The following is a 24,851-nucleotide window of genomic DNA, read 5'->3' on the forward strand; positions in this document are numbered from 1 at the left end:
AAGCGCGGGCGTACATGATTGCATCCGTGCTACGCTTGAGCTACACGTCCGCTGCTTCCCTCGCAAGTATCTGATAACATACGAGTTATTCGATGTCGCCCAAGTCCATCATTGGCGCGACGCTTAGCTTGTGTCTTTGATTATCAGTGATAATCGTTCTCCGGGGGACTGTTCGCCGTTACTGCGATATCGATAAGTCGCCTGCTCCCCTACCGCCGTCATCCCCGTCGGACCACGACACGAAACAGCCATCCACGCCAGACGCGGCGAGCGATGGGTCGCGCAGATATACAAGCGCGGCGTTGGCAAGGCCAAGTCCCTCGGCGTGAAAACCGCGGCGCGCGCATGAACGGCCCGAGCGAGCCCGGCGGGATTCGGCGACGAGCGTGCCATTGTTGAGGATGGCTGAGCGCATGTTCCATCATGGACGACTTACAGGGTGGCGCGGGCGATCGCGCGCCCATTTCCCGGCCGCGCGGCCGATCAGGCCGACCGCGACGCGGCCATGAACGTCTTAACCGCGCCATCCGCCCGGCGGGAGATCTCCGCTTCGTCCGGCCGCTCGCCCCCAAGCACCACGGCGGTGAGTGCGGGCATGTTGCACATGCCGAGGAACCGCCAGGCGGCGTCCTCCGGATCATCGAGCGCGAGAACGCCCTCCTCCGCCTGCGCCGCGAGATAGGCGGCGAGCCGGCGCGCGCCATAGGCCGCGCCATTGACGAAGAACGACCGGGAAATATCCGGGAACGCCTCCGCGGCGCCGATCACCATGCGAATCAGCGCGACGTGCTCCGGCGCGGTCAGCGCCGCGATCAGGCGACGGGCAAAGTCGCGCAGCACCGCCTCGACATCGTGATCCGCCGGATCGAATGTCGCCAGCCGCTCGGCGGTGTTGCGCTTCTGCTCGCTGATCAGCGCCTGAAAAAGCGCGGTCTTGCCGTCGAAATAGACATAGAGCGTCCCCTTGGAGACGCCCGCGGCGCGGGCGATTTCACCCATGCTGGCAGCGGCGAATCCACGCGCCATGAAGACCTCGCGGGCGCCACTCAGCACTTGCGCGCGCTTCGCCTCGCCCGGGCTCGGCGCCCCGGTCCTGTCGCTGCTCGCGACGGCGGTCTTGGCCTGCTCGATCATGCCGCGTTACCCCTTGATGACGTCGAACCGGCGCGGCGCGCTCGCCGTGTGCGGCCGGAATTGCAAAATGTTTGACCGAACCGTTCGGTCATCTTGAAGTGAACCAGAACCGCTGATAAGTCAAGAAATGACCGAACGGTTCGGTCATGCCAATGGGAGCCGGACGATGGCGCCGAAGGATCTCGAAATCAGGGAAGACCGGAGCGGCGACGATGTGCTGCCCCTGGGTGAAGCCCCTTTCGAAAACCGCGCTTCCGCGCGCGGGAGCGACGCGGCGAAAGCGCGGCCGCCGCGCAGGAAGCGCGTGGCTCTTCTCCTCGTCGCGCTTGGCGTGATCGGCGGCATCGGCTGGTTCGGCTGGGACTGGTGGACGGTCGGCAGGTTCGAGGTTTCGACCGACGACGCCTATGTCGGCGCCGATTTCGCAATTCTGGCCCCGAAAGTGGCGGGCTATATCGCCGAGACGCCCGTCGCCGACAATGAGGCGGTGAAAAAGGACGCGCCCCTCGTCCTGATCGACGACGGCGACTACCGGGTTCGCCTGAAGATCGCGGAGGCGGCCGTAGCGGCGAAGCGCGCCGCGGTCGATCGGCTGTCCAGTCAGATCGGCCAGGCCCGCGCCGCGATCGGCGGCGCCGAGGCCAATATCGCATCGGCGAACGCCAGTCTCACGCAGGCCGACGCCGATCTCGCGCGGTACGAGGATCTGGCGAAATCGGACTTCGCCAGCCGCCAGAGGCTCGAGGCCGCGCGCGCCGCGCAGGCCACCGCTCGCGCCGCCGTCGCCGCGGCCGAGGCCGGGCGCGAGGAAGCCGAGGCGGCGCTCGAGGTCGCGATCGCCAGCGCGGCGGAGGCCGAGGCCGCGCTCAAGGGCGCGGAAGCGGAGCGCGAACAGGCGGCCCGCGACCTCGAAGCCGCCACGATACGCGCGCCGTTTGACGGCGTGGTCGGAAATCTTGCGGTGGCTCCCGGCGATTACGTGCAACCCGGCGCGCGGCTTCTCGCGGTGATCCCGCTGAGCGAGGTGTATATCGACGCGAACTTCAAGGAGACGCAGATCACCGACCTCAGGATCGGCGCGCCGGTCGAGGTGCATGTGGACGCCTATCCCGCCCGCGGCTTCACCGGCCATATCCGCAGCTTCGCCCCCGCCACCGGCTCGATTTTCAGCCTGCTGCCGCCGGAGAATGCGACCGGCAATTTCACCAAGGTCGTGCAGCGCCTGCCGATCCGCATATCGGTGCCCGAAGAGATCGCCGCCGAGGGGTGGCTGCGGCCGGGCCTTTCCGTCGTCGTCACCGCCGACCGCCGGGGCGCCGAAAGCGCCGGGGCGGACAGGTAACGCGCCGTCATGACCGCCGGGCAGATTCGGGCCGCGCCGGCCGAGGCGGAGCCAGTCGTCACGGCGCGCCGGCTGATCGCGTTCTTCGCGCTGGTTTTCGGCATGTTCATGGCGATCCTGGACATCCAGATCGTCTCGTCATCGCTCGGCGAAATTCAGGCCGGGCTCTCCGCTTCGCCGGACGAGATTTCCTGGGTGCAGACCAGCTATCTGATCGCGGAAGTGGTGATGATTCCGCTTTCGGGCTTCCTCGCGCGCGGGCTCTCCACGCGCGTCCTCTTCACCATCTCCGCCGCGGGTTTCACCTTCGCGAGCCTGCTCTGCGCGACCGCGGACTCGATCGACGAGATGATCGTCTACCGCGCCATTCAGGGTTTCATCGGCGGCGGCATGATCCCGACCGCCTTCGCCGCGTCCTATGCGATCTTCCCGGCGAAGGCGCGCGGGCCGGTGATGGCCCTGGTCGGGCTGACCGTCACGCTGGCGCCGACCGTCGGGCCGACCGTCGGCGGCTACCTGACCGATCTCTTCTCCTGGCGCTGGCTCTTTCTGGTCAACATCGTTCCCGGGCTGGTCGCGAGCGTGATGGCCTGGACGCTCGTCGACTTCGACGAGCCGGACCACGCGCTGCTGCGCCGTTTCGATTGGGTCGGGCTGGCGACGATGGCGGTGTTTCTCGGCAGCCTCGAATATGTTTTGGAGGAAGGTCAGAAGGAGGACTGGCTGCAAAGCGGGGTCATCACGGCCTTCCTCGTCATGAGCGTCGGCGCCGGTCTCGTCTTTTTCTGGCGGGTGTTGACGGCGCATACGCCGATCGTCGATCTCAGGGCCTACCGCAACCGGAACTTCGCTGTCGGCTCGCTCCTGACCTTCGTGCTCGGAATCGGGCTCTACGGGCTCACCTATCTTTATCCGCTCTATCTCGCCCGCGTGCACCAGTATTCGGCGCTGCAGATCGGCGAGACGGTTTTCGTCACCGGCGCCTTCATGTTTCTCACCGCGCCGGTCGTCGGCGCGCTGTCGCGAAAGATCGATCCGCGCGCGGTCATCTTCGCCGGTCTTGTCGGCTTCGCGGTCTCGTCATGGATGCTGACGCCGATCACCGCGGAGTGGAAGTTCGACGAGCTTTTCTGGCCGCAGGCGCTGCGCGGCGTCGCGCTGATGATGTGCATGATCCCGATCAACCTTCTGGCGCTCGGCACGTTGCCGAAGTCGGAGTTGAAGAACGCCAGCGGGCTGTTCAACCTGACGCGTAATCTCGGCGGGGCGTTCGGGCTGGCGGCGATCAACTCCATGCTGGTCGGGCGTTCGGATTTTCACTTCTCCCGCCTTGCGGAGCATGTCGCCTGGGGCGCGCCGGCGGCTGAGGAGCGGCTCGCAGCGATGACCGCCGCGTTCACGCCGCGCCTCGGCCCGGACGCGGGCGTCGCCGCGATCAGCCAGCTTTCCGGGCTTGTGCGTCGGGAGGCGCAGGTGCTGTCCTTCGCCGAGATCTTCACCGTGATGGCCATCCTTTTCGCCGTGATGATCTTCATGGTGGTCTTTCTTCAGCGCCCCGAGGACGAAGGCGGGCCTCCCCCGGCGCATTAGCTCGGCCCAAGGTTCGGGTCGGCCCGGCTTTACCGGCGTCTCCCGCGGCGCGACCGGACGCGGGAGCCGGTCCTCCATCTTCTTCGGAGTCTGAAACGATCCGGCCCGGCGCGCGCATCCGGGCCGGGATGGCGCAATCGAAACGCCGCGGCTACAAAGGCGACCGTCCCTTCGCCGGCGGGCTGCGGATCGGAACCGCGGCGGTGGAGAGGAACCGTCCGAAACGCCTGCTCAGAATGAGGAACCCGTGCCCGAACACTCCGCAGGATTCAGCGCCCGAAGAACAGGACAGAGGACGCCGGAGGGAACCACCGCGTGAGCATTGGCGTCTTTTTCCTCGTGCTTGGCGCGGCGCTGCTTCACGCGGCGTGGAACGTGCTGGTCAAGGGCGGCGGCGACAAGCTGGCGGCGGTGACGGCGGTGGTGATCGGACAGGGGCTTTGCGGGGCCGTCGCGCTCATCTTCGCGCCGACGCCGGATGCGGCGGCGATTCCGTTCATCCTTTTCGGAATCACACTTCATATCGGCTACCAGTTCTTTCTGATGCGGTCCTACCGCATCGGCGATCTGACGCAGGTCTACCCGATCGCGCGCGGCGTCGCGCCGATGCTGGTGGCGGGAATCTCCTATTTCGCGCTCGGCGCGGAACTCGACCGGGTCGAGGTCATTGCGATCGTCGTCATCGGAATCGGCATCCTCAGCCTCAGCGGCGCCCGCCAGTCCGACGGGCTTCGCAACGGCCTGGCCGCGACGCTGGCGCTCGCGACCGGATGCTTCATCGCCGCCTATACGCTGGTCGACGGCTACGGCGCGCGGGTCGCGGTTTCGCCGCTCGGCTATTACGGCTGGGCCGCGATCGGGAACGCCGTCGTCTTCAGCGCGCTGATCGGCGTGCTGCGCCCGCAATCGCTGGTCACGGCGGTCCGGTCTCCGGTTCCACTGCTGATCGGCGGCGCGGCCTCCTTCGCCGCCTACGCGATGGCGATCTACGCCTTCACCGTCGCGCCCATCGCGCTGGTGGCGGCGCTGCGCGAAACAAGCATCGTCTTCGCCCTGCTGATCGGCGTCATCTTCCTGAAGGAGCGCCTCAACCTGCTGAAGATCGCGTCGACCGCGATCACACTCTCCGGCGCCGCGCTCCTGCGGCTGTCGAAGGGCTAAGCGGCGCTTATTTCCTCCGGTCTTTCCGACGCGCCCGCTTGTCGCTCTCCTTCCGGCCCTCTGCGCGGCCCTCGCTATACGCGACGATGCTGAAGACGATGCCGATCGAGAGGCCGAATATCACGCCCGCGGGGTCCATGTGCTTCTCCGGTTCGGGTGATTTCAGGGATTTTTCAGGGACGGAACGCGGCGAGATCGGAAAAGGTTGCGGGGTCGCGCGCCGCATGTCCGGCCGAACTCGTCCTCCGCGAGGCCGACCGATGCGCGCGCGGCGCCTCCATCGCGCCCCTCGGGCGCGTTATCGCACGCGATAAGGGGATCAAACCATTGAACTTGCCGAGAAATCAGAAAATTCGTGTTTTTCCGCGCGCGATTGGTCCCGACACTGGCGGCGTGGACCGGACGGGCGTCACGGGGCGCCCGTCCGGATTTCCCACCGGGTTTCCCATCGCGATCGATGCGGCGCGCGCGCTCGACGAAGGTCATTTCACCACGCGCCGCCAATGGGTGCGCGCCGCCGCGCGGCGTGGTTATACTCCACCTCCGGTTTCATCGGCGCGGCGGGTCTGAGGGCGAGCATGATCACGGGTTACAGACTGAATGACGGCGGGCTGGCGCCGGCGGACTCGCCGGAAAGCGCGATCTGGCTCGATCTGATGGAGCCGACCGAGGAGGAGCGCGACCGGATCACCGCGCTCCTCGGCTTCGAGGCCCCGACCGAAGCCGAGCAGGCGGAGATCGAGATGTCCTCGCGGCTCTATCTGGAGGGCGAGGCGGCGGTGATGACCGCGCTGATGCCCGCCCACACCAAGACCGACCAGGCGGAGATCGGGCCGGTCACCTTCATCCTGACGGGCGACCGGCTCATCACGCTCCGCCATCACGAGCCGCGGCCCTTCACCAGCTTTCCGGCCCATGCCGGGCATTCCCACCTGCCCTGCGATTGCGCGCTGGCGGTGCTGCTCGGGTTGATGGAGGACACGATCGACCGGCTCGCCGATCTGATCGAATATGTCGGGCGCAAGATCGAGACGCTGACCACCCGCGTCTTTCGCCCCGCGCCCGGCGAGCGGCCGGATCTCGAGGCGCGGCTGCAGAAGATCGGCTGGCGCGACGCGCTCATCACCCATGTCCGCGATTCGCTGGTGACCATCGAGCGCCTGCTCGGCTTCCTCGCGCCGGTGCTGGAGAAGCGCGGCGAATCGAAGGCCGCCCTGGCGCTGGTCGCCAGCCAGATGCGGGATGTGCGGACGATTTCCGAGCAGGCCGGGTTCCTGATGCAGAAGACGTCGTTCCTGCTCGACGCCACGCTCGGGCTGATCTCGATCGAGCAGAACGCGATCACCAAGATGTTCTCCATCGTCGCGGTGGTCTTCCTGCCGCCGACGCTCGTCGCGTCGATCTACGGGATGAATTTCCAGTTCATGCCGGAGCTGGGGTTCCATCTCGGCTATCCGCTGGCGCTGTTTTTCATGGTGGCCTCGGCGGCGGTTCCGCTGCTCTATTTCAGGCGCAAGAAGTGGTTCTGACGGAGGGAAAGGAATGATTTCAGGCTTCCGGCTGGACGGCGGCGGTCTCACCCCGGCCGACGGCCTCGACGATGCGATCTGGATCGATCTTCTGGAGCCGGACGACGCCGAGCGCGCGCAGATCTCCGCGCTGATCGGCGCCGAGGTTCCGGTGCGCGCGGATCAGGAGGAGATCGAGCTTTCCTCGCGGCTCTATTTCGAGCAGGGCGCGGCGGTGATGACCGCGCTCCTGCCCGCCTCGACAGAGAAGGCGCGGGCGGAGATCGCGCCGGTGAGCTTCATCCTGACCACGGACCGTCTGGTCACCGTGCGCCATCACCGGCCGCGCCCGTTCGAAACCTTTCCGCAGCGGGCCGGCAAGCTGGCGCTGCCCTGCACCTCTTCGACGACGGTGCTGATCGGGCTGCTCGAGGACATCATCGACCGGCTCGCCGACATCACCGAGGTCGCCGGCCGGCGGATCGACGCGCTTTCGGCGCATACGTTCGAGTCGGAAAAGGCGGCGGACGGCGATTTTCGCGGCGCGCTGAAGGAGATCGGGCGGCTCGACGGGCGGGTCGCGCAACTCCGCGACTGCCTGATCACGACCGAGCGGCTGCTGGGCTTTCTCGGCACGGTCATGGACCAGCAGAAACCCGGCAGGGAGGCGAAGTCGATCCTGAAAACGCAGGTGCGCGACGTGCGCACGATCTCCGAGCAGACGGCGCAACTGATGCAGAAGACCGCGTTCCTGCTCGACGCCACGCTCGGCCTGATCAGCGTCGAGCAGAACGCGATCATCAAGATCTTCTCCGTCGTCGCGGTGGTCTTCCTGCCGCCGACTCTCGTCGCCTCGATCTACGGGATGAATTTCGAGGTGATGCCGGAACTCTCCTGGCCGCTGGGCTATCCGGCGGCGCTTTTCGTGATGTTCGTCTCGGCGGCGGCGCCGTTGCTCTACTTCAGGCGCAAGGGCTGGTTCTGACCGCGGCGACCGGCGCCCCATCCCGCAACGGACGGTCGCAATCCCCGAGAATCGCGATATGGTTCCGGCCGCGCGGGTCTCGCCCGCGTGGCGGCCGCCCTTTCGGGGCCAAATCACTTGCCGGGCGGCGGCCCGGCCGAAATGGAGATCTTCGATGAAGCCTGTCCTCACTCTCGTCGCCGGCGCTTGCGCATTGCTGGCCGGACCCGCGCTGGCGGCCGATGTGACCATCGGCATGCAGCTGGAGCCGCCGGCGCTGGACCCGACCGCCGGCGCGGCGGCCGCGATCGACGAGATCGTCTACGCCAATGTCTTCGAGGGGCTGGTGCGGTTCGCGCCGGACGGCTCCATCAAGCCCGGCCTCGCGGAGAGCTGGGAGATAACGGATGGCGGGCTGGTCTACACCTTCAAGCTGCGCGAGGGCGTGACCTTCCATGACGGGACGACATTCGACGCCGAGGACGTGAAGTTCTCGCTCGACCGGATCGCGGCGGAGGAGAGCGCGAACGCGCAGAAGGCGCTCTACGCCTCGATTCTCGAGGTGGTGGCGCTGGACCCGACGACCGTCCGCGTCACGCTGAACCAGCCGACGGGCGGGTTTCTCTTCAACCTCGCCTGGGGCGACGCGGTGATCGTCGCGCCGGAAAGCGCCGCGGCGAACGCCACGGACCCGGTCGGCACCGGGCCGTTCAAGTTTTCGAAATGGGTCAAGGGCGACAGCGTCGAGATCGTGAAGAACGACGCCTATTGGGGCGATGCGGCGAAGCTGGACAAGGCGACGTTCAAGTTCATCTCGGACCCGAACGCCGCCTTCGCGGCGGTGATGGCCGGCGACATCGACGCCTTTCCGGGCTTTCCGGCGCCGGAGATCCTTGAGCAGTTCCAGTCCGACCCGCGCTTTCTGGTCATCGTCGGCTCCACCGAGGGCGAGACGATCCTCGCGACCAACAACAAGGCGGGGCCGCTGGCGGACGTGCGGGTGCGCGCCGCCATCGCCCACGCAATCGACCGGCAGGCGATCATCGACGGGGCGTTGTACGGCTACGGAACGCCGATCGGCACGCATTTCGCCCCGCATAACCCGGCCTATGTCGATCTGACGCTGCAATCCGCCTACGATCCGGAATTCTCGAAGAAACTGCTGGCCGAGGCGGGCCACGCCGAAGGGCTGACCCTGCGGCTGAAGCTGCCGCCGCCCTCCTACGCGCGGCGCGGCGGCGAGATCATCGCGGCGCAGCTGCGCGAGGTCGGGATCGAGACGGAGATCACCAATCTCGAATGGGCCGGCTGGCTTGAGGAGGTGTTCAAGAACAAGGATTACGACCTGACCATCGTCTCCCATACCGAACCGATGGACATCGGCATCTATGCGCGCGACGATTATTACTTCAATTACGCCTCTGACGAGTTCAAGGTCGTCCACGCGATGCTGGAGCGCTCGACCGACGAAGCCGAACGGACGGCGCTCTTGCAGGCGCTGCAACGGATCATCGCCGACGATTACGTGAACGGCTATCTCTTCCAGCTCGCCCGGACCAGCGTGCAGAATGCGAAGCTGAAAGGGCTCTGGAAGCATTCACCGACCCAGGCGAACGACCTGACCAAGGCGTATTGGGAGTAGGCCGGGAGCGCCGCCCGGCTCATTCCGGCATCCCGGCGCGGCGGAGGCCCTCGAAATAGCGGGCGCCGCCAAGCGAGCCGCCATAGTCGCTGACCGCGCGCCGCGCCGATATGCTGTCGCCCGGAATGAGGCGCATATGGGCGGCCATCGCCGCCTCGGCTTCCGCCTGCCGCCCGAGATGAGCGGAGGCGGAAGCGATGACGGAAAAGAGCGTGAGAAAGCCGTCCGTCAGCTCCAGCCCTTGCTTCGCGTGGCGGATCGCCTCCTCGTCGTCGCCCAGCAGCAGGAGAGCTGTCGCGCAGCCGCCGTGCAGCGCCACGAGATTGGGGCCGAACGGTCGGAGGCGGCGGCGCCGCGCGAAGCATTTCAGCGCGGCGGCCGGATCGCCGGACCAGATGCTGGCCCAGCCGGCGTAGAACAACACGTCGGTGTCGAAGGGCGCCCGGCGGAGGAGATCGGCGATCGTCCTGTTCAACGGGGCGACGGCGCGCGAATGCATGAAATCCGCGATGGCGAGGCTCAGGTCGAGATGCGGAAGCTGGCGGGCGAAGCGCCGCGCCGCGGCCTCCCATTCCGGCAGCAGCGCGTAATAGCGCTCGAACCCGCCGCTGAAACCGCAGGTGCGCCCGGCGAGCACGCAGGCGATCGCCTGGGCGTGGGCCTCGACCAGCGACGGATCGCGTTCGATGGCGCGAGCGTACAGCGCGAGCGCCGCCTCGGACGAGTCCTGGTGAAAGGAACGGCGCGCCATCATGCCCGCGAGAAGGCACTGCTCGGCGGTCAGGTCTTCGGGCGGAATCCCCGACAGCCGCGCGTCTTCCTCGTCGAGGATCAGCCCGGCGACCGCGGCCGCGGCCTCTTCGCCGACACGATCCCGCCATTCGAAGCCGTCCGCGAGGTCGCCGTCGAATTTTTCAGACCAGATCAGGGCGCCGTCCGGCGCGGTCAGGCGCGACTCGAACCGGAGACGGTCGCCGCGGGCGCAGAACGACGAGACGAGCGAATAGGCGGCCTCGGGCGCCCGTTCCGCCGTCTCCGCGTTCAGCCAGCGCACCGCGCCGGGATAGACGCCGGGATCGGAGGTCAGCGCCTCGGCCATCTCGCGGATTTCGGTACGAGGATCGGCGGTCGCGCCGGGCTGGAGGCCGAGGCGCGGAAAGCTGCGGCGGGAGAGGTTGCCGCCAGCCGGCGCCGGCGCCGCGGCGCCGCGGCGCCGCGGCGCCGCGCGGGCCCAGAGCCGCAGCGGGCGGGCGATGTGCTTCAGCATCCGCTCGCCGGCGTCGTCGAAGGAGGGGCGCAGCGCGCCGTCGAGGCTGGTATAGGCCGGGCCGGAGATCATCACGCCGCCGGGATCGGCGAGCGCTTCCAGCCGCGCGGCGACATTCACGCCGTCGCCGAAGACGTCCTCATCCTCATGCGTCACGTCGCCGATATGGATGCCGATGCGGAGCCGCATGGTCCCGTCATCCGCGAGACGGTCCTGCACCTGGATCGCGCAGCTCACCGCGTCGGCGGCGCTGTTGAACTCGACCAGCCAGCCGTCGCCCATGTTTTTCACGATCCGGCCCCTCGCGCCGGCGACGGCCGGGCCGAAGATTTCCGCGCGAAAGCGGCGGAGTGAGGCGAGCGTCGCGGCTTCGTCGGCGACCATGAGCGCGAAATAACCGGCGATGTCGGCGGCGAAGATGGCGGCCAGCCGTCGGCTCATCGCAAGGCTCCCCTGCCCCGAACGCTGTGCCCGCAATGTGCGAAATCGCGGCGACCGATGCACTCCGGCATGTCCGACGCGGGCGCGCGCCGCGTGCGGAAACAGCTTGCCCTCGGCGCGGCGGCGCCGTAGCCGGAAGGCCGACGAGCCGGGGTCCCGCATGTTTCGCTACGCTCTCCAGCGTCTTCTCTCGCTCGGGCTCAGCCTCTTGGCGGCCAGCGCCGCGATCTTTGCGGTGGTGGAGGTGATTCCGGGCGATCCGGCGGCCTACATGCTGGGAATGAACGCGAGCGCGGACACGCTCGCCGCGGTCCGGGCGGAGCTTGGCCTCGATCAGCCGCTGGTCCTTCGCTATCTTGGCTGGCTCGGCGGCATGGCGACCGGGGATTTCGGGATCAGCTACACCTACCGGACGCCGGTCAGTGAACTGGTGGCGGAGCGGGTCTGGGTCTCGCTGCCGCTGACGATCTACGCGCTGGCGCTCTCCACGCTGATCGCGATTCCGGCCGGGCTGCTGGCGGCGGCGCGACGCGGGCGGGCGACGGACTGGGGGGTGATGGGGGTGACGCAGCTTGGCGTCGCTGTGCCGAACTTCTGGTTCGCGATCCTCCTCGTCATCGTCTTCGCGATCAATCTGCGCTGGGTCTCGGCCGGCGGGTTTCCGGGCTGGGAGGGGGGCGTATTCCCGGCGCTGAAGGCGTTGACCCTGCCAGCCATTGCGCTGGCGCTGCCGCAGGCCTCGATCCTCGCGCGGGTCATGCGGTCGGCCCTCCTCGACACGCTGGACGAGGATTTCGTCCGCACCGCGCGGGCCAAGGGGCTGTCGCGCCGCCAGGCGCTCTGGAGTCACGCCTTTCGGAACGCGCTGATCCCGGTCTTGACCATCATCGGCCTCCAGTTCTCCTTCCTCATCGCCGGGGCGATCATCATCGAGAACGTCTTTTTCCTGCCCGGCCTCGGGCGGCTGATCTTTCAGGGCATCACCCAGCGCGACCTGATCGTAGTGGAGAGCGTGGTGATGATCCTCGTCTTCGCGGTCATACTCGTGACCTTCCTCGTCGATCTCGCCTATGCGTGGGTCGATCCGCGCCTGAGGCGGCGATGAGGGGGAGCTTTCTTTTCGGCGCGCTTCTTTCCGGGCTTTTCGTCGGAGCGGCGCTGCTTTCATTCGTCTGGACCCCCTACGATGTCGAGGCGCTGGATATCGGCGAGAAGCTGCTGGCGCCCGACGCGGCGCACTGGTTCGGGACCGACCAACTCGGCCGCGACATCTTCTCGATGATCATGGTCGGTGCGCGGGTCTCGATCGCGGTGGCGGTGATCGCGGTCGGGGTCGGGGTGATCTTCGGCGTCCCGCTCGGGCTGGCGGCTGCGGCGCGGCGCGGCGGGCTGCTGGACGAGGTCATCATGCGGACGAACGACCTGATCTTCGCCTTCCCGTCGCTGGTGATCGCGATCCTGATCACCGCGGTGTTCGGCCCCTCGGCGGTGAACGCGATCATCGCCATCGGCATTTTCAACATCCCGGTCTTCGCCCGGCTCTCGCGCGGCGCGGCGCTCTCGCTCTGGTCGCGCGATTTCATCATGGCGGCGCGGGTGGCAGGCAAGGGCAAGGCGCGGATCTCGGCCGAACATATCCTGCCCAACATCGCCAATCTCCTGATCGTGCAGGGAACGATCCAGTTCAGCCTTGGCATTCTTGCGGAGGCCGGGCTCTCCTATGTCGGGCTCGGCGCGCAGCCGCCGACGCCGAGCTGGGGGCGGATGCTGGCGGAGAGCCAGACGCTGATCTACGGCAACCCGCTGATCGCGGTCTGGCCGGGCATGGCCATTGTCCTCACCGTGCTCGGGCTCAACCTGATGGGCGACGGCTTGCGCGACTGGCTCGACCCGCGGCTGAGGCGGGCGCGATGAGCCTGCTGGAGATCGACCGCCTGTCGCTCGGCATCCACGAGCTGCCGATCCTGAAGGATGTGAGCTTCGCCATCGCGGCGGGCGAGGTTTTCGGCGTGATCGGCGAGTCGGGGTCGGGCAAGTCGCTGACCGCGTATTCGGTCATGCGCCTGCTGCCGCGCGGGGCCGCGCCCACGGGCGCGGTCCGGCTCGACGGCGAGGATCTGTTGGCCAAGAGCGAGCGGGAGATGTGCCGCGTCCGGGGGGCCGGGATCGGCATGGTGTTTCAGGAGCCGATGACGGCGCTCAACCCGGTCCGCACCATCGGCGAGCAGGTGGCGGAGACAGCGCTCATTCACGGCGCGATGGGGCGGCGCGAAGCGATGGCCAATGCGCGTGCGATGCTGGACCGGGTCGGCCTCCCCGCCGAGCGGTTTCCCCTCGACCGCTATCCGCATGAGCTTTCCGGCGGCCAGCGCCAGCGCGTGGTCATCGCCATGGCGATCGCGCTTCGGCCGCGCCTGCTGATCGCCGACGAGCCGACGACGGCGCTGGATGTGACGACGCAGGCGCAGATCATCCGGCTCCTGCGCGAGTTGGTGGACGAGTTCGACATGGGGCTGATGCTCATCACCCATGATCTGGGGCTGGTCGCGGATGTCGCGGACCGGCTGGCGATCATGCGTCATGGCGAGGTGGTCGAGGCGGGCGAGACCGGCGCGATCTTCGCCGACATGAAGCATCCCTACACGCGCGCGCTCTACGCCGCGTCCTCCCATGTTCCCGACCGGGCGGCGGTCGTTCCGCAGGAAACGCCGGTGCTGGAGCTGCGCGAAGTGGTGCGCGAATACCCCGCCCCGCGCGCCGGGCTTTTCGCGCCGCGCGGCGCGCGGCGGGCGGTTGACGGGGTCAGCTTCACCCTGAAGCGCGGCGAGACGCTGGGGCTGGTCGGCGAATCCGGCTGCGGGAAATCCACGCTCAGCCGCGCCATTCTCGGGCTGGAGGATGTCCAGGCGGGCGAGATCAGGGTCATGGGTCATGTCGTCTCGGCCGGGCTTGCGCGGACGGAGCGGCGGCGGATGCAGGCGGTGTTCCAGGACCCTTACGGCGGCTTCAACCCGCGCTGGTCGGTCGGGCGCCTGGTGGCGGAGCCGTTTCATCTTCTCGACGATCCGCCGACGGGCGCGGCGCGGCGCGCGGCGGTGGCGAAAGTGCTGCAAGAGGTCGGCCTCCGCCCCGACGACGCGTCGAAATACATCCACGAGTTTTCCGGCGGCCAGCGCCAGCGCATCGCCATCGCGCGGGCGCTGATCATCGAGCCGGATCTGATCATTCTCGACGAGGCGGTGAGCGCGCTCGACGTGTCGATAAGGGCGCAGATCCTCGATCTCCTGGCCGATCTCTCCGCGCGGCTCGATCTCTCCTATCTCTTCATCAGCCACGATCTTTCCGTGGTGCGGGCGATCACCGACCGGGTGCTGGTGATGCAGGCCGGGCGGATCGTCGAGGAAGGCGCGACCGAAGAGGTTTTCCGGAACCCCGCGCACGCCTATACCAGAACCCTGATCGCCGCCGCCCCGGATATCGAGGCGGCCCTGAAGAGGAGGCGCGCATGAACACCCACCCCGATCTCTGGTTCGGCGCCGACGCCGTCTATATCTCCGGCGGCTGGCGGGCGCCGGCGGGCGGCGAGCGGCTGCCGCTGGAGAACCCTTCCGACGGCTCGACCGTGGGCGAGATCGCGCGCGGAAGCGCCGCCGATATCGACGCGGCTGTCGAGGCGGCCGATGCGGCGCTCGAGGGCGACTGGGGCCGGGCGACGGCCGCCGAGCGGGGCCGCGTGCTGGCGAAGATGGGCCGCATCGTTCTGGACCGCGCCGAGGCGCTGGCGCGGATCGAGGCGGCGGATGTCGGCAAACCGCTGAAGCAGGCGCGCGCCGACGCGCTGGCCCTCGCCCGTTACCTCGAATTCTATGGCGGCGCGGCCGACAAGGTGACGGGCGAGACGATTCCCTATCTCGACGGCTACACGGTCTATACGCTCCGCGAGCCGCACGGCGTCACCGGGCATATCGTGCCCTGGAACTATCCGATGCAGATCATCGGCCGCTCGGTCGGGGCGGCGCTGGCGATGGGCAACGCCTGCGTGCTGAAACCCTCGGAGGAGGCGTGCCTCACCGCCCTCGCCTTCGCCGCCATCGCGGAGGAGGCGGGGCTGCCTGCCGGCGCGGTGAATGTCGTGCCGGGGCTGGGCGCGGAGGCGGGCGCGGCGCTCTCGGCGCATCCGGGCGTCAGGCATCTGTCCTTCACCGGCTCGGTCGCGGTCGGCCAAATGGTGCAGACGGCGGCGGCGCGGAACGTGGTTCCGGTGACGCTGGAGCTGGGCGGAAAATCGCCGCAGCTGGTCTTTGACGACGCGGATATCGAGAAGGCCCTGCCCTTCCTCGTCAACGCCGGGGTGCAGAACGCCGGCCAGACCTGCTCGGCCTCGTCGCGCATCCTGGTGCAGCGCGGCGTCCACGACGAAGTGCTGGCGCGCATGGCGGCGCGCTACGAGGCGCTGCGCGTCGGCCCGGCGATCGACGATCTCGATGTCGGGCCGCTGATCTCCGCCCGCCAGAAGAAGATCGTCGACGGGTTTCTCGGCGCGGCGGGCGATCTGGAGCGCGCGGCGACGGGCCGGATCGTCGACGGCGCGCCGGAGGGCGGGCATTACGTGGCGCCGACGCTCTTCGCCGGGGTCCGCCCGGATCACCGGCTGGCGCGCGATGAGATCTTCGGCCCGGTGCAGGTTGTGATCCCATTCGAGACCGAGGAGGAGGCCGTCGCCATCGCCAACGGCACGGATTACGGCCTCGTCGCCAGCGTCTGGAGCCGGGACGGCGCCCGGCAGATGCGCCTGGCGAAGAAGCTGCGCGCGGGACAGGTCTTCGTGAACAATTACGGCGCGGGCGGCGGGGTCGAGCTGCCCTTCGGCGGCTACGGCAAGTCCGGCCACGGCCGCGAGAAAGGTTTCGAGGCGCTCTACGGGTTCTCGGCGCTGAAAACCGTCGCGGCGCATCACGGCTGAGACCCGCGCCCGGAATTCCGGCGGAAGCGACGGAATCGCCGCCGGGCCGCGTTTGAACTTCGGAGAAGCCGCGCTCGGCGCGGCCGATGCGCCGCAGCGGCGCCGGAGGGCGACGATGCCAGACGAAAGAGAGAGAAAGCAGGGCGCGCTTGGACGCCGCCTCGCCATCGCCCTCATCGCTGCGCTGAGTTTTTGCGCCTCGCCCGAGGGGCTGGCGCGGCTGGAGCTCGCCCCCGACCGCGCCGAAGCCGCGATGCAGGGCGGCGGCGACCGCGCGGAGCGGCGCGGCGAACGGCGCCAGCGCGCCGGGCGCGACGAGCGCCGCAGCCGGAAGGAGGGCCGCGCCGAGCGAGGCGGGAACGCCGGTCGAAACGCCGACCGCGCCGAGCGCCGCCGGGGGCGCGGCGACGCGAACATGGAGCGCGAGCGACGGCGTAACCGTCAGGCGCGCGACCGGGCGGCGCAGAACACCGTTCCGGGGCGCGGCGACCAGCGGGTCGAACGCGACCGGCGCAGCAACCGGCTCGCCCGCGACCGGGCGGCGCGCGAACGCATCCCCGGCCGGGGCGATCAGAGGGTCGAACGCGACCGGCGCGGACCTGACGCGCGCGGGCGCGGCGGGAACGGGCGCGACGCGCGCAACCACCCGCCCGGCCGGCGCCATGCGCATCGGGGCGATCGCCATCGCCACTGGCGCGGCGATCGCGGCCACCGGCGCGGCCGCTACTGGCGCGGACGCGGCTGGCGGCCGCCCCATTACCGCGCGCCCTATTATCGCCGTCCGCATCCATACTGGGGCGATTATTACTATTCGCCGTTCTGGGGCTGGTATTTCACCGCGCCGCTCGCCGCAGCGACGCTGGTCTATGTCGCGACGCCGCCAGCGGATGAAGTCTGCGAGCCCGTCTTTCTTTATGGTGAGCGGCATCTGGATTGCGGCGGCGTCCTCTACAGACCGACATCCTATCGCGACGAGATCGTGTACGAGATCCTGCCGGAGAGCAGGGACGAGGCGCGCCCGTCGCGCCCGGGCGTCACGATGATGCTGACCTCGCCCCGGATGCGCGGCGAGGACATCCGCGAACTCCAGTATTCGCTGCGCTCGCGCGGCTACCTGCCCGGCCCGGCGGACGGGGTGTTTGGCCCAGCGACCGAGCGCGCGGTGCGCGAATTTCAGCGCAATCGCGGGCTCCGGCCGACCGGACGGGTGGACGCGGAGACGGCGCGCCAGCTCGAGCTCTGAACCCCGGCCAGTGCGCGCTTGCGCCGCCCGGCGCGCCCGGCGCATCATCGGCGCCGCAAACGCATGTCAGGGGATGGAGCGAGATGAGACTGAAGGGCAAGACCGCCATCGTCACGGGCGGCGCGCAGGGGTTCGGCGGCGGCATCGTGGACAAGTTCATTGCCGAAGGCGCGCGCGTTCTGGTCGCCGACATCCAAGGCGACAAGGCGGCGGCGAAGGCGAAGGAAGCCGGGAACGCCGCCTCGCATTGCGCGGTGGATGTCGCGAAGGGCGAAAGCGTCGAAGCGATGATGAAGGCGGCGATGGACGCTTTCGGCCATATCGACATTCTGGTGAACAACGCCGGGATCACCCATCTGCCGACGCCGATGGAGGATGTGACCGAGGAGGAGTTCGACCGCGTCCTCGCGGTCAACGCCAAATCGGTCTATCTTTGCGCGCGCCATATCGTCCCGCACATGAAGGGACGCATGACCGGCGCGATCGTCAATATCGCCTCCACCGCCGGGATTTCGCCGCGCCCGAATCTCAACTGGTACAACGCCTCCAAGGGCTGGATGATCACCGCGACCAAGACCATGGCCGTGGAGCTCGCGCCCTTCGGCGTGCGTGTCAACGCGCTCTGCCCGGTGGCGGGGGAGACGCCGCTGCTGAAAAGCTTCCTTGGCGAGGACACGCCGGAGATGCGGGCGAAATTCCTCGCGACGATCCCGCTGGGCCGGTTCTCGCAGCCGTCCGACCTCGGCAATTGCGCCGCGTTCCTCTGCTCGGAGGAGGCCGCGATGGTCACCGGGGTCGCGATGGAGGTGGACGGGGGGCGCTGCATTTGACCCGCGCCTACCGGCCCGGCCCGCGCAATCTTCTGACCGATGTCGAAGGGCTGAAGGTCGGCGGCGCGGAGGACCGGCGCGTCAAGACCGGCGTCAGCGTGGTGACGGCGGACGCTCCGTTCACCGCCGGCGTCGCGGTGATGGGCGGGGCGCCCGGAACGCGCGATGTCGAACTGCTCGCCCCCGACAAGACGGTGCAGGGGGTCGACGCGCTGGTGCTTTCCGGCGGCTCGGCCTTCGGGCTCGACGCCGCCTCGGGGGTGATGGCGGGGCTGAAGGCGGCGGGGCGCGGGTTTCTCGCCGCCGGAGTCCGGGTGCCGATCACGCCGACGGCGATTATTTTCGATCTTGCGAATGGCGGCGACAAGGACTGGGCGGAGTCCCCTTACCCCGCTCTGGGGCGCGCGGCGCTGGCCGCGGCGGGGGCGGATTTCGCGATCGGGACGGCCGGGGCCGGCGTCGGCGCGACGATCGCCGGGATGAAGGGCGGGCTGGGTTCAACCTCGCTCGTCCTCCCGTCGGGCGCGACGGTCGGCGCGCTGGTGGCGGTCAACGCGCTTGGCGGCGCGGTGGTTCCGGGCGGGCGGCGGTTCTGGGCCGCGCCCTATGAGATCGGGGCGGAGTTCGGCGGGCTCGGGCTGGCGGGCGCGGCGCCGGAGACGGCCGCGCTCTTCGAGACAAAGGCGGGCGCGCCGGCGGCGGGGCTGAACACGACGATCGCGGTCGTCGCGACCGACGCCGCGCTCGACAAGGCGGGGGCGACGCGCATGGCCTGGGCCGCGCATGACGGCGTCGGCCGGGCGCTGGTTCCGGCCCACACGCCCTATGACGGCGACCTCGTCTTCGCCGCCTCGACCGGGGCGCGCCCGCTCACCGGCGATCCGCTTGAGACGCTCGCCATCGGCCACGCCGCCGCGATCTGCCTCGCCCGCGCGATCGCGCGGGCGGTGTATGAAGCGACCCCGGCGCCGGGGGACGGGGTTCCGTGCTGGCGCGAGGGGGGGTGAGAGAAGGCGCCGGCGGCCCGGTTCGCCGGAAAGGACGCCCCTAGGCGCAGCAGGAACCGCCCTCCTGAATCGGCGGGCACGGGACGGTCGCGTAGGAGCAAAAGACGCAGCAATCGCCCTTTTTCGGCTTCAGGACGGCCTTGCACCCCTTGCAGTCATAGAACCACTGGCAGGCGTCCGTCGGCATGATCTCCGTCTCCGCATGGCCGCAGAGAGGGCAGGTGATCGTCGATGAGAGAACTATTTCCGGCGCGTCTTCATTCGCCATAGCGAAACCCCCGCGAGAACGAGAAACCCGGCCAGAACCGGCAGCAGGACGGCGTCATTATAGACCACGCCGAGAAATCCGGCGAGGCCGAGAGCGGGGAGGACGACCGGCAGAAGCGGCGTGAAGCAGCAGAGCGCCGCAAGAACGGTTCCGCCGATTCCGAACGTCAGCAACTTGTTCCTCATCGCGGCGACCTCCCCCGGCCGGGGCTGTCCGGAAAGCGCGGGTGGCGCCAGGCGGGCGCCGGGACTTTCCCTCGGAAACCGGCGTCGGCGCTCACGGAAGTTTGGGTTGCTTCGGCATCCATGGCGGTTCTCTAGTCCCTGTCGCGGCTACAGGAGCAAGCAATATTTTTCCGATCGGCCAAGCCTCAGCACGCAGTGGCGTCGGGATCGAAACGATCCGCTATTACGAGCGCAGAGGCGTCGTGGGCGCGCCGGGGCGCTCGGCGGCGGGCCGCCGGCTTTACAGCAATGATGAAATCGCGCGGCTCCGCTTCGTCAAACGCTGCCGCGCACTCGGGTTTTCAATCCCGACAATCCGGATCTTTCTGTCGATGACGCCCGACCGGGGCCAATCCTGCGCCGAGGTCAAGGCGATGGCCGGGGATCACCTTCGGGAGATCGACCGCAGGATCGAGAGCCTGACGACGCTGAGATCGGCCTTGCGGCGCCTTTCAGAATCCTGCGACGCCGGCGAGACGAATTGCCCGATGCTTGACGAGTTGATGAGCGATGACGCGGACGCGCGCGCCGGTGAAACTGCGTAGGGGGACGAGCCGGCCGCCGCCCCCCTGCCCCGGTTCGCCCTACGCGCCGAGCAGCCGCGGCAGGGTGAGCGAGATCGCGGGAACGAAGGTGATCATCATCAATGCGACGAGAATCGCCAGATAGAACGGCCAGATCGTTCGCACCGCCTTCTCGATCGGCAGCTTGCCGACCGCGCATCCGACGAACAGGCACGCCCCGACCGGCGGCGTGCAGAGGCCGAGACCGAGGTTCACCATCAACATCATGCCGAATTGCAGCGGGTCCATGCCGAGGTTGCTGGCGACCGGCAGGAAAATCGGCGTGCAGATCAGGATCAGCGCGGCCATGTCCATGATCATCCCCAGGATCAGGAGGACGGCGTTGATCATCAACAGGATCATGATCGGGTCGTCGGTGATTCCGGTGAGGAGCGCCACTGTCTTGTCCGGCACCCGGTAGAAGGTGAGCATATAGGCGAAGGCGCCGGCGCAGGCGATCAGGATCATGACCATCGCCGTGGTCCGCACCGACTGCCTGACGGCGACCTTGAACGTCTCCCAGTTGATGCTCCGGTAGACCAGCAGCGTCACCACGAAGGCGTAGATGGTTCCGAACGCCCCGGATTCGGTGACCGTGAAGACGCCGGAGAGCACGCCTCCGACGATGATGACAGCGGTGAACAGACCTGGAATCGCGCCGACGAAGCTGAGCCCGAGCACGGTCCAGCCCGGGAACTTTTCGGCGCGATAGCCGCGACGCACCGCGACGACATAGGCGGCCACGGCCAGGCAAAGACACATCAGCACGCCGGGGACGACCCCGGCGAGAAAGAGCTTGGAGATCGAGATTCCGCCACCCGCCGCGATGGCGAAGATGATCATGTTGTGGCTCGGCGGGATGATAATGCCGGCGATCGACGAGGTAACGGTGACATTCACGGCGTAGTCGGCGTCGTATCCCTTCTCCTTCATCACCGGCACCAGGATCGATCCCAGCGCCGAGATGTCGGCGACCGCAGAGCCGGAGATGCCGCCGAACAGCATCGACGAGAACACGTTGACGATGCCGAGCCCGCCCCGGACCGCCCCGACCGCCGCCGAGGCGAAACGGACGAGGCGTATCGCGATGCCGCCGTGGAACATCAACTCTCCGGCGAAGATGAAGAACGGGATCGCCATCAGCGAAAAGACGTTGATGCCCGAGACGATCCGCTGGAAGCCGATCATCAGCGGCAGCCCTTCGAACCAGAACGCCGCGATGGCGGAGATGCCCAGCGCGAATGCGACCGGCGTTCCGACCACGACGCAGAAGGCGAAGAGCCCGAGCAGCAGAAACAGCCCCATTGCGGCTCCTATAGTATGAGGTCGTCGCGTTGATCGCGCCCGAGCGCGAAACGCAGAAGATGGCCGAGCGAGAACAGCAGGATCAGCCCTCCACCGATCGTAAGAGGCAGAGATCTGAGGCCCTCGGGCAGGTCGATCAGGGGAATCTGAGAGCGCCATTTGAAGAGCGTCAGCAGACTTCCGTGCCACAGCATGAGAAACCCGAAACCGGCGAGGAACAGGTCGGTGATGACCACGCAGACGGACCGGAGATGGCGCGGCCCGAAGGTCCGGAAGGTGGTGACCGAAAGATGCGTGTTCTCGTGAACGCCGACCGCGGCGCCGAAGAAGGCGATCACCATCACGAGCAGCAGCGCGACCTGCTCGACCCAGGTCGGGGTCGCGTTGAGCACATATCTGCCAAAGACGAGCCAGCCGAAGATCACGGTCAGGACGACCAGCGACACGCCGGCCAGCACCCGGCATAACGCGGCGACGCCGTCCAGCGCGGCGTCCATCCATCTGAGGAAGGCCGGGGCGTCCCGGCGTGGGGGCGGGGTGTTCATCCCGAACATACCGTGGCGCCGCGCCCGGGGCCGAACCCGGGCGCGGCGCGCCGGATCACTCGGTGGCCTGGATCAGTTCGACCAGCGGACGAAGATCGGGGTTCTTCGCCAGATAATCCTCATAGACCGGGGCCATCGCCTCCTGAAACGGCGCCTTGTCCGCGATCTCGTTGACGACGACGCCCGCCGCCTCGACCTTCTCGCGGCTCGCCGCTTCGCGTTCGGCCCAGAGCTGACGCTGCAATTCGGCGGATTCGGCCGCCGCCTCCTTCACCGCCGCCTTCATGTCGTCGGACAGCCCGTTATAGACATCCGCGTTGATGCAGACGCATTCGGGGATGATGAGGTGCTGGCTGAGCGAATAATATCCCGCCACCTCGAAATGCCCGGTGGATTCATAGGACGGCCAGTTGTTCTCGGCCCCGTCCACGACGCCGGTCTTGAGCGCCTGGTAGACCTCCGCGAAGGCCATCGGAGAGGGGTTGCCGCCAAGCTGCGCGATCATGCCGGAATAGAGGTCGTTGTTCATGACGCGGACTTTCATCCCCTGCACGTCCTCGGGCGTGTTGATCGGCTTGGCGCCATTGTAGAAGGAGCGGGCGCCGGCGTCGTACCAGGCCAGCGGCACCAGGCCCTCCGCGGCCATGCCCTTCGCGATCATCTCGCCGGCTTCGCCGTCGAGGACGCGGAACATGTGCGGCACGTCCTTGAAGATGAAGGGAAGCGAGACGACGTTGGCTTCAGCGGCGATCGGGCCGATCGGGCCGAGGTTGAAGTTGCCGATCTGAAGCCCGCCGAGGCGCACCTGTTCGATCGCGTCCGGCTGGCTGCCGAGCGTGCCGCCGTGGAACATCTGGAGCGAAATCTCACCGTCCGTCTTTTCCGTCAGCAGTTCGGCGAACTTGTCCATCGCGACAGTGTTCGGGTACCCCTCGACATGGATGTTCCATCCGCGCCAGTCTGCCGCCGAGGCGCCGAACGCCAGAGACAACGATGCGAGCCCGCCCAGCACGGACGCTTTCAGCATATGGTTCATTCTTCTCTCCCTTGGTTTTGTAGCCGGCGTCCCGTTTGTCGGGGCCGGTCAGGAAAACAACGTGCCTCCGTTGATGTCGATATTCGCACCGGTGATGAACGCGGCCTCTCCCGACGCCAGGTAGGCGACGAGATTGGCGACGTCCTCCGGCGTTCCTTCACGCTTCAGAGGCGTGACGCCGGCGACGTGCTTGCGGACTTCGGGCTTCGTGAAGACATTGTGGAAATCGGTGTCGATCATGCCGGGGCAGACCGAGTTGACGCGGATATCCGGCCCCAGCTCCTTCGCCAGTCCCCGGGTCATCGTCATGACCGCGCCTTTCGAAGCGGCGTAGGCGACCGCGCCCGGCCCGCCGCCGTCGCGCCCGGCCTGGCTGGCCAGACCGATGATGGAGCCCCCGTTCGTCATGTGCGGAAGCACAGCCTTGACGGCGCGCACAAAGGATGTGGCGTTGAGATCCATCACGCGGTTCCAGTGGTCGAGGTCCATCTCGGCCATCGTCTTGCGCGCGACGAGCCCGCCGGTGTTGTGAACGAGAATGTCGATCATTCCGCCGAACGCCGCAGCGGTCTCCGCAGCGAGCGCCGCGACATCCGCGTCGACCGTCATGTCGCCGCGCTTCGCCAGCGCCCGACCGCCGCGCGCCATGATCTCCTCCACGGCGCTCTCGGCCCCTTCGGCGGAACTGTGGTAATTGATCGCGACCGCCGCGCCCGCAGCGGCGAGCCGCATGGCGCAGGCCCGGCCGATATCGCGGCCGCCGCCGGTCACGATGGCGGTCTTTCCGGCCAGCGACCCGGCCTCGCCCCCCTTATTCGCAGCAACGTCGTTCATCGCGAGTCCCTTCATTTCCTTCGATGGCGGCGGATTCCACGCGGCTCCGGCCAGCCTTTCTTGAATCGTCGGGTTGAAAGGATGACTAGTATGCTAGTATTGTCAAGCCCGGTCGGCGAGGCTGCCCCGGAGGAGCGAGGACCGACCGGAAGGTCGCGCAGGCCTTCGCGGATCGCAGGACATGACCCGAACAACGAAGGCGCGATATGACGCAAATCGCTGAATTACCTGAACGCCGCACCACAACGGACCTGGTCTTCGACAGTCTGCACGACGATATCGTGGCGCTGAACCTGCTGCCGGGCGCGAAACTCTCGGAGGCCGAGATCGCGCGCCGCTTCGGCGTATCGCGCCAGCCGGTTCGCGACGCCTTCAACCGGCTGGCGAATCTGGACCTGCTGCTCATTCGCCCCCAGCGGGCGACCGAGGTCCGCGGCTTCTCGATGGCGAGCATCACCCATGCGCGGTTTGTGCGCCTCGCGGTCGAACTGGAGGTGATCCGCCGCGCCTGCGCCGTGTGGGATGACCGGTGCGCGGAGACCCTGAGGCGGAATCTCGACCGCCAGGAAAAGGCGGTCGCGGCGGGCGTCGCCGAGACCTTCCACGAGCTGGATCAGCAGTTCCACGAACTGATCTGTGAACATGGCGGCTCGCCCCTGGCGATCCAGACAATCAGGGAATGCAAGCAGAAGGTCGACCGTCTCTGCGTACTCAGCCTCGGGCGCGCGCGTGAGGCGGCGACGCTGCTGGGGGATCACCGCAACCTCGCCGCCGCCCTTGCGGCCGGCTCGGTGGAGGAGGCCGTCGCGATCACCCGGCTTCACCTGACCCGGCTGGACGCCACCATAGAAGAGATCCAGCGCACGCACTCCGAATATTTCGAATGAGCGCGACCTCCTCCGGGCCGGCGGGCGATCGGACGGGGGTCCGGTTGCGCTGAATTTCAATCGAAGGTAACGCAGGCTTCAGAAGGTTCTGAGGCCG

The 24,851-nt window shown here is 68.0% G+C and carries 24 protein-coding genes; 15 read left to right on the forward strand and 9 right to left on the reverse strand.

Annotation, left to right across the window (positions count from 1 at the left end; translation table 11 throughout):
• Positions 1-483: 483 nt before the first annotated feature.
• Positions 484-1,134 carry a TetR/AcrR family transcriptional regulator gene (locus tag G5B40_RS06685; protein ID WP_165096613.1) on the reverse strand — a complete coding sequence of 217 codons (651 nt, stop codon included), beginning with the start codon at positions 1,132-1,134 and terminating at the stop codon, positions 484-486.
• A gap of 166 nt (positions 1,135-1,300) precedes the next feature.
• On the opposite strand from G5B40_RS06685, the gene G5B40_RS06690 reads away from it, so the two are divergent.
• The 3 genes from G5B40_RS06690 to G5B40_RS06700 all read left to right on the forward strand — a co-directional run bounded on the left by G5B40_RS06690 (position 1,301) and on the right by G5B40_RS06700 (position 5,227).
• Positions 1,301-2,476, forward strand: a complete 1,176-nt coding sequence (locus G5B40_RS06690; RefSeq protein WP_165096615.1) for an HlyD family secretion protein — start codon at positions 1,301-1,303, stop codon at positions 2,474-2,476.
• 9 nt (positions 2,477-2,485) lie between these two features.
• A complete protein-coding gene (locus tag G5B40_RS06695) occupies positions 2,486-4,066 on the forward strand; it encodes a DHA2 family efflux MFS transporter permease subunit (RefSeq protein ID WP_165096618.1) in 1,581 nt (526 codons plus the stop codon).
• A 315-nt stretch (positions 4,067-4,381) separates the two neighbouring features.
• Entirely contained in the window at positions 4,382-5,227 is an 846-nt protein-coding gene (locus G5B40_RS06700) for a DMT family transporter (protein ID WP_165096620.1), read from the forward strand.
• A gap of 7 nt (positions 5,228-5,234) precedes the next feature.
• Here G5B40_RS06700 and G5B40_RS21365 read toward each other — a convergent pair whose 3' ends face one another.
• The gene (locus tag G5B40_RS21365) at positions 5,235-5,366 is read right to left on the reverse strand and encodes a hypothetical protein (RefSeq protein ID WP_281350557.1); all 132 of its coding nucleotides are present in this window, start codon (positions 5,364-5,366) and stop codon (positions 5,235-5,237) included.
• Positions 5,367-5,805: 439 nt separating this feature from the next.
• On the opposite strand from G5B40_RS21365, the gene G5B40_RS06705 reads away from it, so the two are divergent.
• The 3 genes from G5B40_RS06705 (at position 5,806) to G5B40_RS06715 (ending at position 9,341) form a co-directional block, all read left to right on the forward strand.
• Positions 5,806-6,756, forward strand: coding sequence for a magnesium transporter CorA family protein (locus tag G5B40_RS06705; protein WP_165096623.1), 951 nt, complete (start codon positions 5,806-5,808; stop codon positions 6,754-6,756).
• Positions 6,757-6,769: 13 nt separating this feature from the next.
• Positions 6,770-7,720 (forward strand): magnesium transporter CorA family protein, encoded by a 951-nt coding sequence (locus tag G5B40_RS06710; protein WP_165096626.1) that lies wholly within the window; start codon positions 6,770-6,772, stop codon positions 7,718-7,720.
• Between the two features lie 154 nt (positions 7,721-7,874).
• Positions 7,875-9,341: an ABC transporter substrate-binding protein gene (locus G5B40_RS06715; protein ID WP_165096628.1), complete on the forward strand. Its 1,467-nt coding sequence runs from the start codon at positions 7,875-7,877 to the stop codon at positions 9,339-9,341.
• A gap of 19 nt (positions 9,342-9,360) precedes the next feature.
• On the opposite strand, the gene G5B40_RS06720 is transcribed toward G5B40_RS06715, so the two are convergent.
• On the reverse strand, positions 9,361-11,049 hold the full coding sequence (locus G5B40_RS06720) for an adenylate/guanylate cyclase domain-containing protein (protein WP_165096631.1): 1,689 nt from the start codon (positions 11,047-11,049) through the stop codon (positions 9,361-9,363).
• Positions 11,050-11,209: 160 nt separating this feature from the next.
• Between G5B40_RS06720 and G5B40_RS06725 the strand changes: the two genes are divergently transcribed.
• From G5B40_RS06725 to G5B40_RS06755, 7 genes are all read left to right on the forward strand, one after another.
• Positions 11,210-12,154: an ABC transporter permease gene (locus tag G5B40_RS06725; RefSeq protein WP_165096635.1), complete on the forward strand. Its 945-nt coding sequence runs from the start codon at positions 11,210-11,212 to the stop codon at positions 12,152-12,154.
• The gene (locus G5B40_RS06730) at positions 12,151-12,963 is read left to right on the forward strand and encodes an ABC transporter permease (protein ID WP_165096637.1); all 813 of its coding nucleotides are present in this window, start codon (positions 12,151-12,153) and stop codon (positions 12,961-12,963) included. The genes G5B40_RS06725 and G5B40_RS06730 overlap by 4 nt, the downstream gene beginning before the upstream one ends.
• Positions 12,960-14,558 carry an ABC transporter ATP-binding protein gene (locus tag G5B40_RS06735; protein WP_165096640.1) on the forward strand — a complete coding sequence of 533 codons (1,599 nt, stop codon included), beginning with the start codon at positions 12,960-12,962 and terminating at the stop codon, positions 14,556-14,558. Before G5B40_RS06730 ends, G5B40_RS06735 begins: the two co-directional genes overlap by 4 nt.
• Complete coding sequence (locus tag G5B40_RS06740) at positions 14,555-16,012, forward strand: aldehyde dehydrogenase family protein (protein WP_165096643.1); 1,458 nt, start codon at positions 14,555-14,557, stop codon at positions 16,010-16,012. The genes G5B40_RS06735 and G5B40_RS06740 overlap by 4 nt, the downstream gene beginning before the upstream one ends.
• A 115-nt stretch (positions 16,013-16,127) precedes the next feature.
• On the forward strand, positions 16,128-17,255 hold the full coding sequence (locus G5B40_RS06745; protein WP_165096646.1) for a peptidoglycan-binding domain-containing protein: 1,128 nt from the start codon (positions 16,128-16,130) through the stop codon (positions 17,253-17,255).
• A gap of 83 nt (positions 17,256-17,338) precedes the next feature.
• Positions 17,339-18,085, forward strand: coding sequence for a glucose 1-dehydrogenase (locus G5B40_RS06750; RefSeq protein WP_165096649.1), 747 nt, complete (start codon positions 17,339-17,341; stop codon positions 18,083-18,085).
• A complete protein-coding gene (locus tag G5B40_RS06755) occupies positions 18,082-19,092 on the forward strand; it encodes a P1 family peptidase (protein WP_165096651.1) in 1,011 nt (336 codons plus the stop codon). The genes G5B40_RS06750 and G5B40_RS06755 overlap by 4 nt, the downstream gene beginning before the upstream one ends.
• Positions 19,093-19,132: 40 nt before the next feature.
• Here the strand turns inward: G5B40_RS06755 and G5B40_RS06760 are convergent, their stop codons facing one another.
• Together G5B40_RS06760 and merF are read right to left on the reverse strand one after the other, a co-directional pair.
• Positions 19,133-19,360: a GDCCVxC domain-containing (seleno)protein gene (locus G5B40_RS06760; protein ID WP_165096654.1), complete on the reverse strand. Its 228-nt coding sequence runs from the start codon at positions 19,358-19,360 to the stop codon at positions 19,133-19,135.
• Complete coding sequence (gene merF, locus G5B40_RS06765) at positions 19,333-19,545, reverse strand: mercury resistance system transport protein MerF (protein WP_165096657.1); 213 nt, start codon at positions 19,543-19,545, stop codon at positions 19,333-19,335. Before merF ends, G5B40_RS06760 begins: the two co-directional genes overlap by 28 nt.
• A gap of 215 nt (positions 19,546-19,760) precedes the next feature.
• Here merF and G5B40_RS06770 point away from each other — a divergent pair, with 215 nt between their 5' ends.
• Entirely contained in the window at positions 19,761-20,129 is a 369-nt protein-coding gene (locus G5B40_RS06770) for a MerR family DNA-binding protein (protein WP_246209832.1), read from the forward strand.
• Between the two features lie 39 nt (positions 20,130-20,168).
• Here G5B40_RS06770 and G5B40_RS06775 read toward each other — a convergent pair whose 3' ends face one another.
• From G5B40_RS06775 to G5B40_RS06790, 4 genes are read right to left on the reverse strand one after another with little or no spacing between them, the layout of a single operon-like run.
• Complete coding sequence (locus tag G5B40_RS06775; protein WP_165096659.1) at positions 20,169-21,452, reverse strand: TRAP transporter large permease; 1,284 nt, start codon at positions 21,450-21,452, stop codon at positions 20,169-20,171.
• An 8-nt stretch (positions 21,453-21,460) separates the two neighbouring features.
• A complete protein-coding gene (locus tag G5B40_RS06780; RefSeq protein WP_165096662.1) occupies positions 21,461-21,997 on the reverse strand; it encodes a TRAP transporter small permease in 537 nt (178 codons plus the stop codon).
• A 55-nt stretch (positions 21,998-22,052) separates the two neighbouring features.
• Positions 22,053-23,024 carry a TRAP transporter substrate-binding protein gene (locus G5B40_RS06785; protein ID WP_425500088.1) on the reverse strand — a complete coding sequence of 324 codons (972 nt, stop codon included), beginning with the start codon at positions 23,022-23,024 and terminating at the stop codon, positions 22,053-22,055.
• 57 nt (positions 23,025-23,081) lie between these two features.
• Entirely contained in the window at positions 23,082-23,867 is a 786-nt protein-coding gene (locus G5B40_RS06790) for an SDR family NAD(P)-dependent oxidoreductase (RefSeq protein ID WP_165096668.1), read from the reverse strand.
• Between the two features lie 206 nt (positions 23,868-24,073).
• On the opposite strand from G5B40_RS06790, the gene G5B40_RS06795 reads away from it, so the two are divergent.
• Entirely contained in the window at positions 24,074-24,754 is a 681-nt protein-coding gene (locus G5B40_RS06795; RefSeq protein ID WP_165096671.1) for a GntR family transcriptional regulator, read from the forward strand.
• Positions 24,755-24,851 lie beyond the last annotated feature (97 nt).

Origin of the sequence: Pikeienuella piscinae, assembly GCF_011044155.1 — a bacterium.
Classification (GTDB): domain Bacteria; phylum Pseudomonadota; class Alphaproteobacteria; order Rhodobacterales; family Rhodobacteraceae; genus Pikeienuella; species Pikeienuella piscinae.